Origin of the sequence: Azospirillum palustre (assembly GCF_002573965.1) — a bacterium.
Classification (GTDB): domain Bacteria; phylum Pseudomonadota; class Alphaproteobacteria; order Azospirillales; family Azospirillaceae; genus Azospirillum; species Azospirillum palustre.
On sequence record NZ_PDKW01000042.1, the window covers coordinates 586,926 to 603,303 of the forward strand.

General features: G+C 68.9%; 14 protein-coding genes. 5 read left to right on the forward strand and 9 right to left on the reverse strand.

The genetic code is table 11. The features are described 5' to 3' along the window. Positions 1–24 precede the first annotated feature (24 nt). Genes CRT60_RS20190 through CRT60_RS20205 form a run of 4 tightly spaced genes read left to right on the forward strand, consistent with a single transcriptional unit; the run spans position 25 to position 3,434 of the window. Positions 25–918 (forward strand): branched-chain amino acid ABC transporter permease, encoded by an 894-nt coding sequence (locus tag CRT60_RS20190; RefSeq protein WP_098738313.1) that lies wholly within the window; start codon positions 25–27, stop codon positions 916–918. Continuing rightward, the gene (locus tag CRT60_RS20195) at positions 911–1,951 is read left to right on the forward strand and encodes a branched-chain amino acid ABC transporter permease (RefSeq protein ID WP_098738314.1); all 1,041 of its coding nucleotides are present in this window, start codon (positions 911–913) and stop codon (positions 1,949–1,951) included. The genes CRT60_RS20190 and CRT60_RS20195 overlap by 8 nt, the downstream gene beginning before the upstream one ends. Next, positions 1,948–2,721 carry an ABC transporter ATP-binding protein gene (locus CRT60_RS20200; RefSeq protein ID WP_098738315.1) on the forward strand — a complete coding sequence of 258 codons (774 nt, stop codon included), beginning with the start codon at positions 1,948–1,950 and terminating at the stop codon, positions 2,719–2,721. The genes CRT60_RS20195 and CRT60_RS20200 overlap by 4 nt, the downstream gene beginning before the upstream one ends. 5 nt (positions 2,722–2,726) lie before the next feature. Further along, the gene (locus CRT60_RS20205; protein ID WP_098738316.1) at positions 2,727–3,434 is read left to right on the forward strand and encodes an ABC transporter ATP-binding protein; all 708 of its coding nucleotides are present in this window, start codon (positions 2,727–2,729) and stop codon (positions 3,432–3,434) included. 48 nt (positions 3,435–3,482) lie between these two features. Here CRT60_RS20205 and argE read toward each other — a convergent pair whose 3' ends face one another. From argE to CRT60_RS20250, 9 genes are all read right to left on the reverse strand, one after another. Beyond that, positions 3,483–4,646: an acetylornithine deacetylase gene (argE, locus tag CRT60_RS20210; RefSeq protein ID WP_098738317.1), complete on the reverse strand. Its 1,164-nt coding sequence runs from the start codon at positions 4,644–4,646 to the stop codon at positions 3,483–3,485. A 42-nt stretch (positions 4,647–4,688) separates the two neighbouring features. After that, complete coding sequence (locus tag CRT60_RS20215) at positions 4,689–6,086, reverse strand: formimidoylglutamate deiminase (RefSeq protein ID WP_098738318.1); 1,398 nt, start codon at positions 6,084–6,086, stop codon at positions 4,689–4,691. 30 nt (positions 6,087–6,116) lie between these two features. Beyond that, entirely contained in the window at positions 6,117–7,076 is a 960-nt protein-coding gene (locus tag CRT60_RS20220; RefSeq protein WP_098738319.1) for an agmatinase, read from the reverse strand. A 53-nt stretch (positions 7,077–7,129) separates the two neighbouring features. Continuing rightward, positions 7,130–7,549, reverse strand: coding sequence for a RidA family protein (locus CRT60_RS20225; protein ID WP_098738320.1), 420 nt, complete (start codon positions 7,547–7,549; stop codon positions 7,130–7,132). A gap of 110 nt (positions 7,550–7,659) precedes the next feature. Beyond that, the gene (locus tag CRT60_RS20230; RefSeq protein WP_098738321.1) at positions 7,660–9,801 is read right to left on the reverse strand and encodes a dipeptide ABC transporter ATP-binding protein; all 2,142 of its coding nucleotides are present in this window, start codon (positions 9,799–9,801) and stop codon (positions 7,660–7,662) included. Position 9,802: 1 nt separating this feature from the next. Then, a complete protein-coding gene (locus CRT60_RS20235; RefSeq protein ID WP_098738322.1) occupies positions 9,803–10,663 on the reverse strand; it encodes an ABC transporter permease in 861 nt (286 codons plus the stop codon). Between the two features lies 1 nt (position 10,664). Beyond that, the gene (locus CRT60_RS20240; protein ID WP_098738323.1) at positions 10,665–11,621 is read right to left on the reverse strand and encodes an ABC transporter permease; all 957 of its coding nucleotides are present in this window, start codon (positions 11,619–11,621) and stop codon (positions 10,665–10,667) included. Positions 11,622–11,681: 60 nt separating this feature from the next. Beyond that, the gene (locus CRT60_RS20245; protein ID WP_244592649.1) at positions 11,682–13,184 is read right to left on the reverse strand and encodes an ABC transporter substrate-binding protein; all 1,503 of its coding nucleotides are present in this window, start codon (positions 13,182–13,184) and stop codon (positions 11,682–11,684) included. A gap of 291 nt (positions 13,185–13,475) precedes the next feature. Then, positions 13,476–14,885 carry an MmgE/PrpD family protein gene (locus CRT60_RS20250; protein WP_098738324.1) on the reverse strand — a complete coding sequence of 470 codons (1,410 nt, stop codon included), beginning with the start codon at positions 14,883–14,885 and terminating at the stop codon, positions 13,476–13,478. Between the two features lie 83 nt (positions 14,886–14,968). Between CRT60_RS20250 and CRT60_RS20255 the strand changes: the two genes are divergently transcribed. Continuing rightward, positions 14,969–16,015: a LysR family transcriptional regulator gene (locus CRT60_RS20255; protein ID WP_244592650.1), complete on the forward strand. Its 1,047-nt coding sequence runs from the start codon at positions 14,969–14,971 to the stop codon at positions 16,013–16,015. The last annotated feature ends 363 nt before the right edge of the window (positions 16,016–16,378 follow it).

Genomic DNA, 16,378 nt, shown 5'->3' on the forward strand with positions numbered 1-16,378 from the left:
ACCGCTTCCAGGGAGCCGACGCCCATGGCCGATCTCATCGATTATCTGCAATTCGTCCTGGCGCCGCAGGCGCTGAACGGTCTGTCGCTCGGGGTTGCCGTCGTCCTGATGGCGCTGGGCCTGACCATCATCTTCGGGCTGCTGGACGTCATCAACATGGCCCATGGCGAGTTCTACGCCATGGGCGCCTTCCTGGCCCTGACGCTGGCCGGGCTGGGGGTCGGCTTCTGGGCGCTGCTGGTGCTGGTGCCGCTGCTGATGCTGCCCATCGGCTGGCTGGCCGAGCGCTGGCTGATCGCCCGGGTCTTCCACAGCCGCGACCGCCACATCCTGACCCTGCTGCTGACCTTCGGGCTGGGCATGATCATGGAAGACCTGTTGAAGCTGGTCTACGGCCCCAACACCCAGCGGCCCGAGAACCCCATCGAGGGCGGCACCGAAATCCTCGGCATGTTCCTGCCCAACTACCGGCTGTTCCTGATCGGCTTCGGGCTCGCGCTGATCGCCGCGGTCTGGGTCGTGGTCTTCCGCACCGGGCTGGGCGCCATGGTGCGGGCGGCGGCCTTCGACAAGGACATGGCCTCGTCGCTGGGCGTGCCGGTGCGGCGCGTCTATGCCGGCACCTTCGCCTTCGGGGTGGCGCTGGCCGGCCTGTCCGGCGTGCTGCTGGCGCCGATCTATTCGGTGTTCCCGACCATGGGGCGCGATTTCATCCTGATGGCCTTCACCGTGGTGATCGTCGGCGGCATGGGGTCGATCCAGGGGGCGGTGATCGCCGGCCTGCTGCTGACCCAGGTGCAGGCGCTGTCCAGCCTCTACATCTCGCCGGTCTGGTCCGACCCGCTGGTGTTCGGGATCATGGTGCTGGTGCTGATGGTCCGGCCGCAGGGCCTGTTCGGGAGGTTGGGACATGCCTGAGGCCACCTTGCGCACCCTCTCCGATCCCGGCCGCGCCGGTCCGGCATCCCGGCTTTCCCGTCTGGCCCCGGTCCATTGGCTGGCGCTGGCCTTCCTGGCGGCGGCGCTGGGCTTCGCCGCCGTCGCCTGGGCGACCGGCAACGGCTTCTACCTGCGTCTGGCGACCGAGGCGCTGATCTTCGCCGGTCTGGCGATGAGCGTCGACCTGCTGCTCGGCTACACCGGTCTCCTGTCGCTCGGGCAGGCGCTGTATTTCGGGCTGGGCGCCTATGTCTCGGCGCTCGTCCTGCGCGATGTCGCGCCCAGCTTCTGGCTGTCGATGGCGGCGGCCCTGCTGGCGGGCGGCGTGGCGGGCCTGATCGGCGGCGTCATCGCCAACCGGGTGAAGGGCGTCTATTTCGCGCTGATCACCTTCGGGCTGGCCCAGGTCGCCGCCAAGTCCGTCTACAACACCCGTGCGCTCGGCGCGTCGGACGGGCTGATCGGCATCCCGCAGATCAGCATCGGCTTCGGGCCGTTCAGCCTCGACACCGCCGACCCGCTGTCCTTCTTCCTGCTGGTGCTCGGCCTGACCGTCGCGGCCTATGCCGGGCTGGCCTATCTGATGGATGCGCCGTTCGGCCGGACGCTGGCCGCCATCCGCGCCAACGAGAAGCGCGTGCCGTTCCTGGGCTTCAACGCCTGGCGCTACAAGCTGGCGGTCTATGTGCTGGCCGCCTGCGTCGCGGCGCTGGCAGGCGCGCTCTACCCGATGCTGCGCGGCTTCGTCTCGCCCGAACTGATGTTCTTCGAGACCTCCGGCAACGCGGTGATCACCGTCATCGTCGGCGGCGTCGGCACGCTGGTCGGGCCGGTGGTGGGCAGCCTGCTGCTGACCGCCCTGCGCTCGGTCGTCGGGTCCTGGACCGAGCATCACCTGATCGTCGTGGGGGTCATCTTCATGCTGTCCGTCATCTTCCTGCGCAAGGGGCTGGTCGGCGCCCTGCTGGCGCGGCTGAGCCGCCGCGGCGAAAAGGGGAGGGCGACGCCATGACAGCGGCCTCCCTCAAGACGGTGGCGGGCAGCGCCTGTGCGTTGGGCGTCCGCGACCTGTCGGTGAATTTCGGCGGGCTCCAGGCGGTGGCGGGCGTCGGTTTCGATGCCGCCGCCGGACGGATCACCTCGGTCATCGGTCCCAACGGGGCCGGCAAGAGCACGCTGTTCAACCTGATCAGCGGCGCCATCCGCCCCACCGGCGGCCGGGTCACCCTGGACGGCGCCGACGTCACCGGGCGCTCGCCCGACCGGCTGCTCGCCGCCGGGCTGGCGCGGTCCTTCCAGATCACCAACCTGTTCTTCGAACTGCCGGTCCTGGAAAACCTGCGGATCGCCGCGCAGGTGCTGGAACGGCCCTGGCACGCGCTGCGTCCGGTCGGCCACAGCCGCCGGGCGCTCGCCAAGGCCGAGGCGCTGCTGGACCGCTTCTCCCTGTCGGCCAAGGCGCGCGAGCTTGCCGGCAACCTGTCGCACGGCGAACAGCGGCGGCTGGAGATCGCGGTTGCGCTGGCCGCCGAACCGCGGGTGCTGCTGCTGGACGAGCCGACCCAGGGCATGAGCCATGGCGACACCGCCGACACCGGCGCGCTGATCCGCTCGCTGGCCGGCGAGCTGACCGTGCTGCTGATCGAACACGACATCGGGCTGGTGATGAGCCTGTCCGACCATGTCGTCGTGATGGCCCAGGGCCGCAAGATCGCCGAGGGGACGCCCACGGCGGTGCGCGCCGATCCCGCGGTGCAGGCCGCCTATTTCGGACACGGGTGACAGCCATGCTTTCCATCGAGAACCTGCACGCGCATTACGGCCTCAGCCATGTCCTGCAGGGTGTGTCCCTCCAGGCCGGTCCGGGCGAGGTGGTCGGGCTGTTCGGCCGCAACGGCGTCGGCAAGACCACCATCCTGAAATCCATCGCCGGCTGGGTGCCGGCCAGTTCCGGCACGATCCGTTTCGGCGGCGTCGACCTGGCCGGGCAGACGCCCGACACCATCGCCCGCCTCGGGCTCGGTCTGGTGCCGGAGGACCGCCGCATCTTCCCCGGCCTCAGCGTCGAGGAAAATCTGCGGCTGGGGCTGCGCCAATGCCCCGGCCGGGCGCGCCGGGAGAACGAGCAGGCAATCGGGCAGGCCTTCGCCCGCTTCCCCCGGCTGGCCGAACGGCGGCGGCAACTCGGCACCACCCTGTCCGGCGGCGAGCAGCAGATGCTGGCGATGGCCCGCGTGATGGTGGGGACCGCCAAGCTGCTGCTGATCGACGAGCCGACGGAAGGGCTGGCGCCGATGATCGTCGACGAGATCTTCGCGATCATCACGGAACTGAAGCAGGCGGGTTTGACCATCCTGCTGGTGGAACAGAACATCCACCGCGCGCTCGACGTCGCCGACCGCTTCTATGCGGTGGAGCGGGGCCGCATCACGCTGCATGGCGAAGCGGCCTCGTCCGCCGACCGTGCCCGGCTGATGGAGATGGTTGCCGTCTGATCGGGCGGCCCCACCTCCACCGGCGGCCCTATTTCCGGGGGAATGCCGTCAGGTCAGGCGGGCGAGCAGGGCATCCAGCATGCGGTCGCAGGCCGCAAGCTGGTCCTCGGCGATGAACTCGTCGGGCTTGTGGGCTTCGCCGATGCTGCCGGGGCCGCACACCACCGTCGGCATCGACAACCGCTGCTGGAACAGCCCGCCCTCCGTGCCGAAGGAGATCTTGCCCGTGCTGTTGCCGCCGGTCAGTGCCTTGACGAAGGCCACCACCTCGGCGGTGCTGTCGGTGTCGAGCGCCGGATAGCTCGACAGCTCGGCGACGGTCAGCCCGGCCGCCGGGAAATCGGGGAGCAGGCGCCGGACGATGGCATCGGCCTCCGCCTGAATGCTGTCCAGCAGCGGCCCCACCGGGTCCTGCGGCAGGTGGCGGATCTCGAAATCGAGGCGGCAGCGGTTCGGCACGATGTTCAGCGCCTCCCCGCCCTGGATGACCCCGGCATGGATGGTTGTCCAGGGCACGTCATAGGCTTCGTCCTGCGCGCCGTCTTCTCTCAGTTGGTTCTGGATGCGGCGCAGCCCGGTCAGCAGGTCGCTCGCCATATGGATGGCGTTCAGGCCCTGCGGCGCCAGGCTGGAATGGCATTCGACACCGTGGCATTCGGCACGGAGGGCGGTCTTGCCCTTGTGGGCGGTCACCACCTGCATGCCGGTCGGCTCGCCGACGATGCAGAAGCGCGGACGGACGGGCAATGCCGCCATCATCTCGATCAGCCGGCGGACGCCGAGGCAGCCGACCTCCTCGTCATAGGACAAGGCCAGATGCAGCGGCTGCGACAGGGGCCGGCCGGTGGCCTGCTGGCCGGCGGCGCGGTCGAACAAAGCGAGGGCGGCGGCGACGAAGCCCTTCATGTCGGCGGTGCCGCGGCCGAACAGCTTGCCGTCCCGGCGGGTCAGCCGGAACGGATCGCTGGTCCATGCTTGCCCCTCGACCGGGACGACGTCGCTGTGACCGGACAGCAGGACGCCGGGGCGGTCCGCCGGCCCCAGCGTCGCGAACAGGTTGGCCTTGCGCCCGTCGTCGCTCGGCACCAGCCAGGTCGCGACGCCGGCGGCTTCCAACCTCTCCTGCACCCAGCGGATCAGATCGAGGTTGCTTTCGCGGCTGACGGTGTTGAAGGCCACCAGCCGTTCCAGAATGTCGATGGTCGCCGTCATCGGGATGTCCCTGTTCCTTTTGCGCTTCGTTCGGGGCTTCGCTCAGGCGGCGTGCAGCCGGTCGACGGCACGCCGCCAGCCGGTGCGGATCGCCTCGGCATCGACATGCCGGCCGTCCCTGACCACCAGCCGCCCGGCCGCCACCACATCGCGCACGGGATTGCGCGGGCTGGCAAAGACATAGGAGTCGAGCAGCGTGTCGTCGCTGCGGCCGTAGAGACGCGGATCGTCCGGGTCGAGCACGACCAGATCGGCGCGCTGTCCGGCTTTGAGGCCGCCTGCCGGCTCCGGCTGTCCCAGCGCCTGTGCGCCGCCGGCCACCGCCGCCCGGTAGAGGGCAGCACCGGTCGAGCTGTCCGGATGCGGGGCCAGCAGATTGCGCCGCCTTGCGGCCAGCCGCTGCCCGAATTCCAGCAGGCGCAGTTCCTCCGCGGCATCGATGACGATCTGGCTGTCGGACCCGATGCCGAACCGGCCACCCTGCGCCAGGAAATCGCGCGCCGGGAACAGCCCGTCGCCGAGATCGGCCTCGGTCGTCGGGCAAAGCCCCGCCACCGCCTTCGAGGCCGCGATGCCCGTTACCTCGCCGGCGGTGACATGGGTCGCATGGACAAGGCACCAGGAAGGCCCCAGCCAGCCGCGGTCGAGCAGCCATTCCACCGGCCGCCGTCCCGACCAGGCGAGACAGGCCTCCACCTCCGCGGTCTGCTCGGCGACATGGATGTGGATCGGCGCCGTAGGATCGAGCCCCGCCATGCCGTCCAGCGCCGCCGCCATCGCGTCCGGCGACACCGCGCGCAGGGAATGCAGGGCCAAACCGACGCGCTGTCCGCCGGGCGCGCCGCGGCTGGCCTCGACGATGGCGAGCAGGCGATCCGGATCGTTGAGGAAGCGCCGCTGACCTTCGCCCGCCGGCTGACCGCCGAAACCGCCCTGGGCATAGAGCACCGGCAGATGGGTCAGCCCGATCCCGGTGGAGTCCGCCGCCGCCAGGATGCGCATCGACATCTCGGCGGGATCGGCATAGGGCCGGCCGTCGGCATCGTGGTGGAGATAGTGGAACTCCGCCACCGACGTGTAGCCGCGCTCCAGCATCTCGGCATAGGCCATTGCCGCCACCGCCTGGAGACTGTCGGGATCGATGCGGCGGACGAAGCCGTACATCACCTCCCGCCAGGTCCAGAAGCTGTCCTCGGCCGGGCCGGCCCGTTCGGTCAGCCCGGCCATCGCCCGCTGGAAGGCATGGCTGTGCAGGTTGGGCATGCCGGGGATGACCGGCCCGGCTGCCCGCTCCACCCCGGCGGGCGGCGCGTCCACCCCGGTTTCGATGGCGGCGATCAGCCCCTGCGCGTCGAAGCGCAGCAGCACCCCCGACGCCCAGCCGCCGGCCAGCAGCGCCCGGTCGCAGAAAAGCCGGTCGAGCCGGCGGGCAGCGGTCATCGCTCCATGCTCCCCATCACTCGATTGTTTTCACTTGGCGTCGAAATAGCCGGCCTGGATGGTCTTGCCGATCAGGTTGCAGATGATGCGGCCGGCGGTGATCGCGGTGATACCGTTGAGATCCTTCTTCGGCGTGATCTCCACGATGTCCATGCCGACGACGCGGCCCTTCGCCACCAGCCCGTGGATCAGGGTGCGGATCTGCGGATAGGTGACGCCGCCCGGCGCCGGGCCGTTGACCGCCGGCATGATGGTCGGGTCCATGCCGTCGGCGTCGATGGTCAAGTAGTAGCGGCCGCCGTCGGGAATGCGGTCGAGCACCGCCTTCATCCCGATGTCCTGCAACTCCACGTCCGGCACCAGCACCGCGCCATAGGCAATCGCCGCCTCGACCTCTTCCGGCCGGGCGCTGCCGGCGGAACGCAGACCGATCTGGAAGATCTGGCCGATATGGTCCATCTCGGCGGCGCGGCGGATCGGGCTGGAATAGCCGTTGCGGGCGCCGTTCACGTCGTCGCGCCAGTCGAGATGGGCGTCGATGTGGACCAGCGTGATCGGCCCCTGGTCGTCATAGGCGCGCAGCACCGGGATCGGGATGCCATGGTCGCCGCCGATGACGATGGGCAGCATGCCCTTGGCGAGCATCCGGCGCACCACCGCCTCGGCGTTGGCGTAATGCAGGTCGAGATTGCGGGGATCGGCCTTCACGTCGCCGCAATCCACCACCTTGATGTCCTTGCCGCCCAGCAGCGGGCCGCCGATGTCGAAGTCCCAGCGTTCCAGCTTGCGCAGCGCCCGCTCGGTGTAGCGGCGCACCCAGGTCGGGGCGTTGGTCTGGTCGTTGGTCACCTCGTCGATGGAGTAGGGATCGCCGTAGGGAATGCCGAGAATGCCGATATGGCCGTCGAGCTGGTCGAGGTCGGTGCAGATCGGGAAGTCGAGGAAGCTCTGCAGCTCGCGGCGCGGCGGGTTGGTCAGGCTGGTGCTCATGGTGGCGGTTCTTCTTGTCGGTTGGTTTGACGATTGGCGGCGGGTGCGGAGCCTCAGGCGTCCGGGATCACCGCGATCGCATCGACCTCGACCACCCATTCCGGGCGGGCGAGCGCGCTGATCACCAGGCCGGTCGACACCGGGTGGACGCCCTTCAGCCACTTGCCGATGGTGCGGTAAACCGGTTCGCGGTAGCGCGGGTCGGTGACGTAGACGGTGATCTTGCAGATGTGCTCCAGCTGCGAGCCGGCCTCTTCCAGCAGCATCTTGATGTTGGCCATCGCCTGTTCGGTCTGGCCGGCGGCATCGCCGATGGCGACGCTCTCGCTGGTGTCGAGATTCTGGCCGATCTGGCCGCGGACGAAGACCATGGTGCCGCGGGCGACGACGGTCTGGCACAGGTCGTTGTCGATCGACTGCTCGGGATAGGTCTTCTTGGTGTTGAACTGACGGATGCGGGTGTGGACGGTCATGGCGGAAAGTCCCGGCTCGGTTGAGGGTGGGTGATCGATAAGGCAAGGGGGTGGCGTCCGGCGCCTCCGCGGGGAAACGCCGGCAGATTGGCCGGTCGGACGGTACCCGGTCAGTGCCGGGTGTCGCCGTCGGCCAGTTCGGGAAAGACCGCGGCGCGTTCGGCCAGCGTCGCCAGCGGGATGTGGCAGGCGATGCGGTGGCCGTCGGCCGTCTCATGGACGGGGGGAGCCTGCTCGGCGCAGACCGTTCCCAGCTTGCGCGGGCAGCGTCCGGCGAAGACACAGCCCCGCCCGCCGGGGGTGGGGGCCGCATCCTCCAGCAGGATGCGCGGCGCCTCCTGCCCGTCCTCCGCCAGCCGCGGCACGGCGGACAGCAGCGCCTCGGTGTAGGGATGGTAGGGCGGGCGCAGCACGCGGCCGATAGGCCCTTCCTCGCAGATGGTGCCGCCATAGACGACCAGCACGCGGTCGGCGATGTGCGACACCACGGCGATGTCGTGGGTGATGAAGAGATAGGACAGCCCCATCTCGTCGCGCAGTTCGGCCAGCAGGTTCAGGATGTTGGCCTGCACCGACACGTCGAGGGCCGACACCGCCTCGTCGCAGACGACGAAATCCGGATCGGTGGCAAGCGCGCGGGCGATGTTGACACGCTGGCGCTCGCCGCCGCTCAGCTCGTGCGGATAGCGGTCGGCGTAGGCGGCCGGCAGCCCGACGCGGGTCAGCAGGCTGGCGACGGTCTTTCGCCGCTCCTCCGCATCCGCCCGGCCGGCCAGCACCAGCGGCCGGTCCATCGCCGCCCCCACCGTCTTGCGCGGGTTCAGCGACGCGGCGGAGTTCTGGAAGACCAGCTGGGCGCGGCGGCGCAGGGTCTGGTCGCCGCGCTTGACCCGCTCCGTCAGGTCGGCGCCGTCGAACGTCACCGTGCCGGCGCTGGGTTCGGTCAGCGCCAGCAGGGCGCGGCCGATGGTGCTTTTGCCGCTGCCGCTTTCACCGACCACCCCGACAACCTCGCCGCGGCCGACGGTGAAGGACACATCCTCCACCGCCACGGTGCCGGCCCGGCGCAGCCAGGGCAGGATGGACCGGTTGGCGCCGTAGATCTTGCGCAGATGGTCGACCTCCACCAGCGGGGCGGAGTGCGGCTGCGCCGCCCTGGGGCGGCGGCCGGCGGCGGCATCCTCGTCCGGCCAGGGCGTGCCGGCCAGCGCATTGGCCTTCCAGCAGCGCACGCCGTCCCCGTTTCCGGCCCCGTCTCCATCCGTCAGCATCGCCTGAGGCTGGCTGCGGCAGGTCTCCTCGGCGAAGGGGCAGCGCGGGGCGAAGACGCAGGCCGCGGGCGGTCCAGCCAGCTTGGCGACGGTGCCGGGGATCGATGGCAGGCGGTGGCGGCGCTCCGCGGTGATGCGCGGCAGGGCGGCGACCAGACCCTTGGCATAGGGATGGGCCGGACGGGACAGCACGCGGCCGGTCGCTCCCGTCTCCACCACCACGCCGCCATAGAGGACGGTGACGGTCTGGCAGATGCGGTTGACGATGCCGAGATTGTGGGAGACGAACAGCGCGCTCAGCCGGTGGCTGTCGCACAGCTTCGCCAGCAGTTCGATGATGCGGGCCTCGACCGTCACGTCCAGCGCCGTGGTCGGCTCGTCGAGGATCAGCAGCTTCGGTTCGCAGCCGAGCGCGGTGGCGATCAGCGCCCGCTGCTGCATGCCGCCGGACAGCTCGTGCGGGTAGGCGGCGGCGACCCGGCGGGGATCGCGGATGCCGACCTCGGCCAGCAGGTCCAGCACCCGTCCGGCGGCCTGCCGGGGGGAGAGGCCCTTGTGCTGGATCAGCGGTTCGGCGATCTGGTGGCCGACGGTCAGCGCCGGATTCAGCGAGGTGAAGGGGTCCTGGAAGACGGCGGCGATGCGGTCGCCGCGCAACGCCTGGCGTTCTGACGGCGACAGGCGGCGCAGATCGACGCCGTCGAACAGGATCTCGCCGGAGTCCACCCGGCCACCCCCGCCCAGCAGGTCGAGGATCGCCATGGCGACGGTGCTCTTGCCCGATCCGGACTCGCCGACCAGCCCCATCACCTCGCCGGGACGGATGGCGAAGCTGACGTCGCTGGCGGCGCGCAGCGTGCCGCGGGCATTGCCGTAGCTGATGGTCAGGCCGCGGACATCCAGCAGCGGCGCCGGTTCGGGCGCGATCGCCGGGCTGACCACCGGCGGAACCGCCGGACGGGCTTGCGGAGCGGTCATCATCTCAGTGCGCTCCCGTGTTGCGGGGGTCGAGCAGGGCACGCAGCCCGTCGCCCAGCAGGTTGATGCCGATCACCGCGGTCGCCAGCGCGAAGCCGGGGCACAGCGCGATCCACGGCGCCTGTTCCACGAAGGGCCGCGCCTCGCTGATCATCAGGCCCCAGTCGGAGGAGGGCGGCTGCGCCCCCATGCCGATGAAGCTGAGCGAAGCGCCGAGCAGGATGGCGAAGACCACGCGCAGGCTCGCTTCCACCACCAGCGGCGGCCAGATGTTCGGCAGGATCTCGTGGAACAGGATGTAGGCGGCGCTCTCCCCGCGCAGGCGGGCGGCGGTGATGAACTCCTCCTGCATCAGCTCCAGCGTGATGGCGCGGGTCAGGCGGACCACCTGCGGTACATAGACGATGCCGATGGCGACGATGGCCTTCCACTGCGCCGGCGGGGTGACGGCCAGAACCAGGATGCCCAGCAGGATCGGCGGGAAGGACATCAGCACGTCCATGGCCCGCATGATCGCCTCGCCGGCGCGCCCGCCCTTGTAGCCGGCGATCAGCCCCAGCGGCACGCCGGCCAGCAGGCTCAGCGCCGTGGCGGCGACGCCCATCACCAGCGAGCTGCCGGTGCCGACCAGGGTGCGGCTGAACACGTCGCGGCCGAACTCGTCGGTGCCGAACCAGAACTCGGCCCCCGGCGGCTGCAGCCGGCTCATGATGTTCATCTCATCATAAGGGTAGGGGGCGATCCAGGAGCCGGCGACGGCGGCGACCACCAGCGGGGCCAGCAGGACGATGCCGACGAGGAGCGAGACGGGCAGGGACGGCAGGTGCCGGCGTGGAACCGATTGGACGGGGGTCACGTCGGTCATCTCAGGAGGCCCTCATGCCGTGGCGGATCTTCGGGTTCACGAAGGCGTAGAGCAGGTCGGCGGTCAGGTTGGCGAGGCAGTAGGCGGCGGACACGATCAGGATCGTCGCCTGGATCAGCGGCAGGTCGTGGCGCTGGATGGCGAACAGCAGCAGCCGGCCCATGCCGGGATAGGAGAAGATCGTCTCGATCACCACGACGCCGCCGAGGATCAGGCCGAAATCGATGGCCAGCACGGTGATGGTCGGCAGCAGCGCGTTCTTCAGCGCGTGGCGCAGGATCACCACCGATTCCGGCATGCCCTTGGCGCGGGCGAACTTGACGTAGTTGGTTTGCAGCACATCGATCATGCTGGAGCGGGTCAGCCGGGCGATGCGGGCCAGCAGCATCAGCACCAGGGTGACGACCGGCAGCACCAGATGCGAGGCCCAGGGCAGGAAGCCGTCGGCGATCGGCGCATAGCCGCCGGTGGGCAGCAGCTTCATATAGCTGCCGAAGACCAGCACCAGCACGATGGCCCAGAAGAAGTCCGGCACCGCGATGCCGAGATAGGAGACCCCGGAAACCAGCTGGTCGGTCAGCTTGCCGCGCCGCACCGCCGCCAGCACGCCGAGCCCGATGCCGACCACCGCGACCACGAACAGCGCTACCACGGCCAGCACCAGCGAGCGGGCCAGCGCCTCCATCAGGATCGGGCCGATGGGCTGTTCCAGCACCAGCGAGCGGCCGAGGTCGCCCCGCAGGATGCCGGCTGCCCAATGCCCGTACTGGACGATCAGCGGCTGGTCGAGGCCGAGCTTGACCGCGATGGCGTCCACCACCTCCTTCGAGGCGAACTGGCCGGCGATCATCGAGGCGACATCGCCCGGCATCGCCTGCGTCACCAGGAAGATCAGGACCGACATCACGGCCAGGACCAGCGCCAGATAGACGAGACGGGTCAGTGTGTAGGCAAACATGGCAGCATCCCCTGCGGGAAGAGGAGGGGACCGGCGTCTGGTGCCGGTCCCCGAACGACCTCAGTCGACCGATACGTCGCGCAGGTCGAGGAACATCATCGGGTGCGAATGGAACCCGTGGACCTTGGCGCTCAGACCGTTGATGTGGTTGATGACGTAGGGGATGACCCCCGGCGAATCCTCCACGGCCAGCGCCTGGACCTGGGTGTAGAGCGCCTTGGCCTCATCCTCGCTCTTGGCCTGGCGCGCGCCGTCCAGCAGCGTGTCCATCTTCGGGTTGGAATAGCTCCACAGCGCGGTGTTCCACGACCCGCGCGAGTGGTACCAGGGGTAGACCGAGGTGTCGATGGTCGGGCGGCTGAAGAAGCCGTCGATGTAGAAGCCGGCCTTGCCCTCGATGTCCTTCAGGAAGACGTCGAAGGGAACGCGCTGGACATTGACGGTGATGCCGGCCGGCTTCAGCAGCTCGCGCACGGCAAGGCCCAGACGTTCGCGGGTGGCGCGGCCGGCCGGCGTGTGCAGCGTGACCTCGAAGCCGTTGGGATAGCCGGCCTCGGCCAGCAGCTTCTTCGCGCCGGCCGGGTCGCCCTTGGCGATCTTCAGATCCTTGTTGTAGTAGGGATGGCTCGGCGGGATCGGCGAGTGGGTCGGGGTGCCGTTGCCGAACAGCGCGATCTGGGTGATGGCCTGCTTGTCGAGCGCCATCGCCACCGCCTTGCGCACGCGCGGATCGTCGAAGGGCTTCACCGTGTTGTTCATGATGACGCCGTCCCAGGTCGAGGTCGGGACGGAATCGATCTTCAGCTTCGGGTCGCCCTTGACCTTGTCGATGGCCTCCAGCGGCAGGTTCCACACCAGATCCAGTTCGCCGGTGGTCAGCGCCGCCACCTGGGCGGCCGATTCCGGCAGGATGCGCACGATCACCTCGTCCAGCTTCGGCAGGCCGGGCTCGAAGTAGTTCGCGTTGCGCTTCAGGACGATGCGGTCGCCGGGGGCGAAGGACACGAACTCGAACGGCCCGGTGCCGACCGGCTTGGAGGCCAGCGTGTCGACGGCGTCGCGCGGGACGATGCGGGCCTGACGCTCGCCGAACAGCTCGGCGAAGCCGGCATAGGGGCTTTTCAGCTGGAACTGGACCGTCAGCGGGTCCAGCGCCTTCATCGAGTCAACGATCTCGAAATTGACGCGGGCGGTGGAGCCGGTCGCCTTGTCCTGGATGCGGGCGATGGTGGCGACGACGTCCTCGGCGTCCAGCTCGCGGCCGTTGTGGAACTTCACGCCCTTGCGCAGACGGAAGGTCCAGGTCTTCAGGTCGTCGCTGCGCTCCCAGCGTTCGGCCAGATCGGGCTTCACCGTCATGTCATGGCCGATGACGGTCAGGCCGTTGAAGATCAGATAGGCGGCAACATACTCCTGGCCACCCTTCATCTTGGCCGGATCCAGCGTGTTCAGGTTGGAGTCCACCGAGACCTTGAGTGTCCCTGCGGCCTGGACCGACATCGCCGTCCCGGACAGGAGGATCGCCGAGAGCACGGCGCGTGCCACCAAACGTCGCATCATCATGAAAGCCCCTCTGTTTGCCGGCCCTTGCCGCGGACCTTGGTTCCTGCTTGACCGAAACGGTCTCACAAGGCCGCGGCCGGAGGAAAGGACGCCGGACGGACGACGAACCGGGCAACGAACGGGCTAAGATTTGTGCAAAGGGCCGGAGCGGGCAAAATTTGTGCAGTGCACTCCCGGAGAAATCCCTGGTTTCCTTATGTTTTTCCCAGGATGGTTGGCCGGGTCAGCATGATGAAAATACGGGCCGCTCCCAGGAGAGTGGCTACGCAGCATGATCGATATTCATCGACATCATGAGCTGGCGCCATGGTGTGCGGGGGCGAGCAGGCGTGACAGGCTGCCTTCGGCCTCAAGCCGGTACAATTTCCGATGGAGGCGCTCCGCCGCCTCGGCCTCGACGGCGCGGGCGGCGCAGTCGCGGAATTTCGCCGCACGCTCCGCCGCCGACAACGGACGGGCCACCGTGCCGCGTGCCGAGGCGCAGAAGCGTGTATGGCGCTCTCCCGCCTGTGTCTCGACGCTCACCTCCGCGCCCTCGGGGGCGGTGCGGGCGCGGGTGGGATCGGCGTTCCAGTCCTGATCGGCCGCCATGGAGACGCATCCGATGGCATGGCGCAGGTCCGGGTCGGTGAGCGTCGCATCGTCCAGATGCTCCAGCCCAAGCGTTCCGTACAGCATCGCGCAGGCGACGGCGAAGGGCAGGCTGAAGCGGGCTTCTCCCGCCGTTGCCGGACACCGATAGGTCAGGTTGGCGGCCACCACCGGCGGGACGCGGCAGTGGACGGTCCGGATGTCCTGCGGTTTCAATCCATGCTCCGCCATCAGGTCGCGCACCGCGTCGATGGCGGCGTGGGCGGACAGGCAGACCGGATAGAGCTTGGTGTCGATGCCGGGATCGAGCAGGCGCCAGCGCCGCCCGAGCCTATCCAGGGCAGCCGGGTCGAAGCGGCCCGCCGCCATCAGCGCTGCGAAGCCGCGCGGGTCCTCCACCACCCCATGGGGCACGGTCAGGCCCCGCGCGGCCAGCCGGGCGGCGCGCACCCCGTTCGCTGCGGCCTGCGCCGCCAGCAGCGGCTTGGCCCCGGTGCCGAAGCAGGCACGCAGGCCGCCGGTTCCGCAGAGCGCGAAGGCGATGGCGTCCGCTGTCGTCCGTCCGTCCAGTCCAAGCGCCTTGGCGCTGGCGGCCGCTGCCCCGACGGTGCCGAACAGTGCGGTTGTCCACCAGCCGCGATGGTACACGCCGTTGCCGACCGCTTCCGCCAACGCATATTGCGCTTCCGCGCCGGCGACCACGGCGGTGAGCAGATCGCGTCCCGTACCTCCAGCCTCCTCGACCATCGCCAGCGCCGTCGGCACCACGACGGCGGAGCCGTGGACGAAGCCGGCATAGCTGTTGTCGTCGAAATCCAGCGCGTGGGCGGCTGCGACATTGGCGAAGGCGGCGCCCTCCGCGCACAGACGACCCCCGGCCAGCAACTGCGATGGCCCGGCGGCATAGCTCGCAAGCGCCTCGTCGGCCGCCAGCCGGGCGGACGCTTCGCCGGTGCCGGCGAGCGCGACCCCGAGCGTGTCGACGATGCAGTCCAGTGCCACCGCGGCGACCGGGCCCGGCACATCGCTTCGTCGCAACCCGGCCACCCAATCGCCGATCCGTCGGGCTGCGGCCGTCGGCGGGTTGGGTTCGTCGAAGGGAGGCGTCATGGCAGGAACCCCGGCGTGATTGCAGGAAGGCGATGAGGCTGCCGTGGAAACCTGTGCTCCAGTCAGTTGGAGAAATTTCTTTCATGGTCGGGATGAGCTGCATTCATGCCCAGAGCCAACATAAGATAGTATGCAGTTTGCAGTTGTCCCGAACCGTCGCAGATCGGAGCGTCATGCATCACCGAGACTTTGACCTGGGATCCCTGGAGGTGTTCGTCGCCGTCGCCGAACTGGGCAGCATGACCCGCGCCGCCGGCCGGCTCGGGCTGACCCAATCGGCCGTCTCCCATGTCGTCCGTCAACTGGAAACCGCCTTTGCCACCCAGCTGCTCGACCGCAGCATCAGGCCGATGGCGCTGACGGCGGCCGGGCAGCGGCTCTGGCATTGGAGCAACCGCATCCTGACCGACGCGCGGCAATTGCCGGCGGCAATCGGCGGCACGGATGGCGCCTTCATGCCGGAACTGCGCATCGGCTGCATCGACACGCTGGCGGCACCGTTCATTCCGCGGCTGCTGCAACGGCTGCGCGACCATGTGCCGTCCTTCAGCATCGCGTCGGGCCTGTGCGGGCAATTGCGCGAGCAGTTCCTCGCCCGCCGGCTGGACGTCCTGTTCACCAATGACAGCTTCGACGACATGGATCAGGTGGACAGCCTGTGTCTGCTCACCGAGCCCTTCGTGCTGCTGCTGCCGCGCAGTTGTCCCGAGGTGGTCGATGAGGCCGCCCTGCGGACGCTATCGCAAACCTTGCCGCTGATCCGCAGCACGACGGACAGCGCGCTCGGCCGGCTGGTGGACCAGCATCTGCGACGGCTGGGCATGGAGGTGCCGCGCAGCTTCGCCTTCGATGCGACCGACACCGTGATGGCCATGGTGGCGGAGGAGATGGGATGGAGCCTGCTTCCGCCGACGGCCCTGGTGAAAAGCCGCCAGCACCTCAACCATATGCGCGTGCTGCCGCTGCCAACCTCCGGCTTCCGCCGTTCCATCCATGTGGTGACCCGGAAGGGAGAGCTGGGGAAGCTGCCGGCCAACATTCACAAGGCTGGGCGCGCCGTGATCCAGCAGGGCTACTTCACCGACGTTTTTGCAATTTCGCCCTGGCTCAAGGCGATCATTCGACGCTGAGCCCTGACCGCGGCCATCCGGTGAGGCGGCGGTGCCGCATGAAAATCGCGATGGGGCGAAAAAAGCGCTTGCGCGGCATCGGCCAAGCGGCCTATACACCGCCTCCCGCGACGCAGCACGGTTCGAAAGAGCAGTGACGCTTCAAAGGAAACAGCGGTCCGATCAAGTAACTGCCGAGCACCTCAAAAAAAAGAGGTTGACAGCGAAAGTAAAGACCGCTAAATAAGCTGAACAAGACGCGGTGATCCAGAGCGGATCGTCGCCGAGATGTTCGGAAGCGGCGCGATCAGCGCTGCGGGTTCATTGACAAGTTAATACCGTGTTGTGAGAAGGGATGCGCAGGCGGCGGTAGTTGGTAGCCGT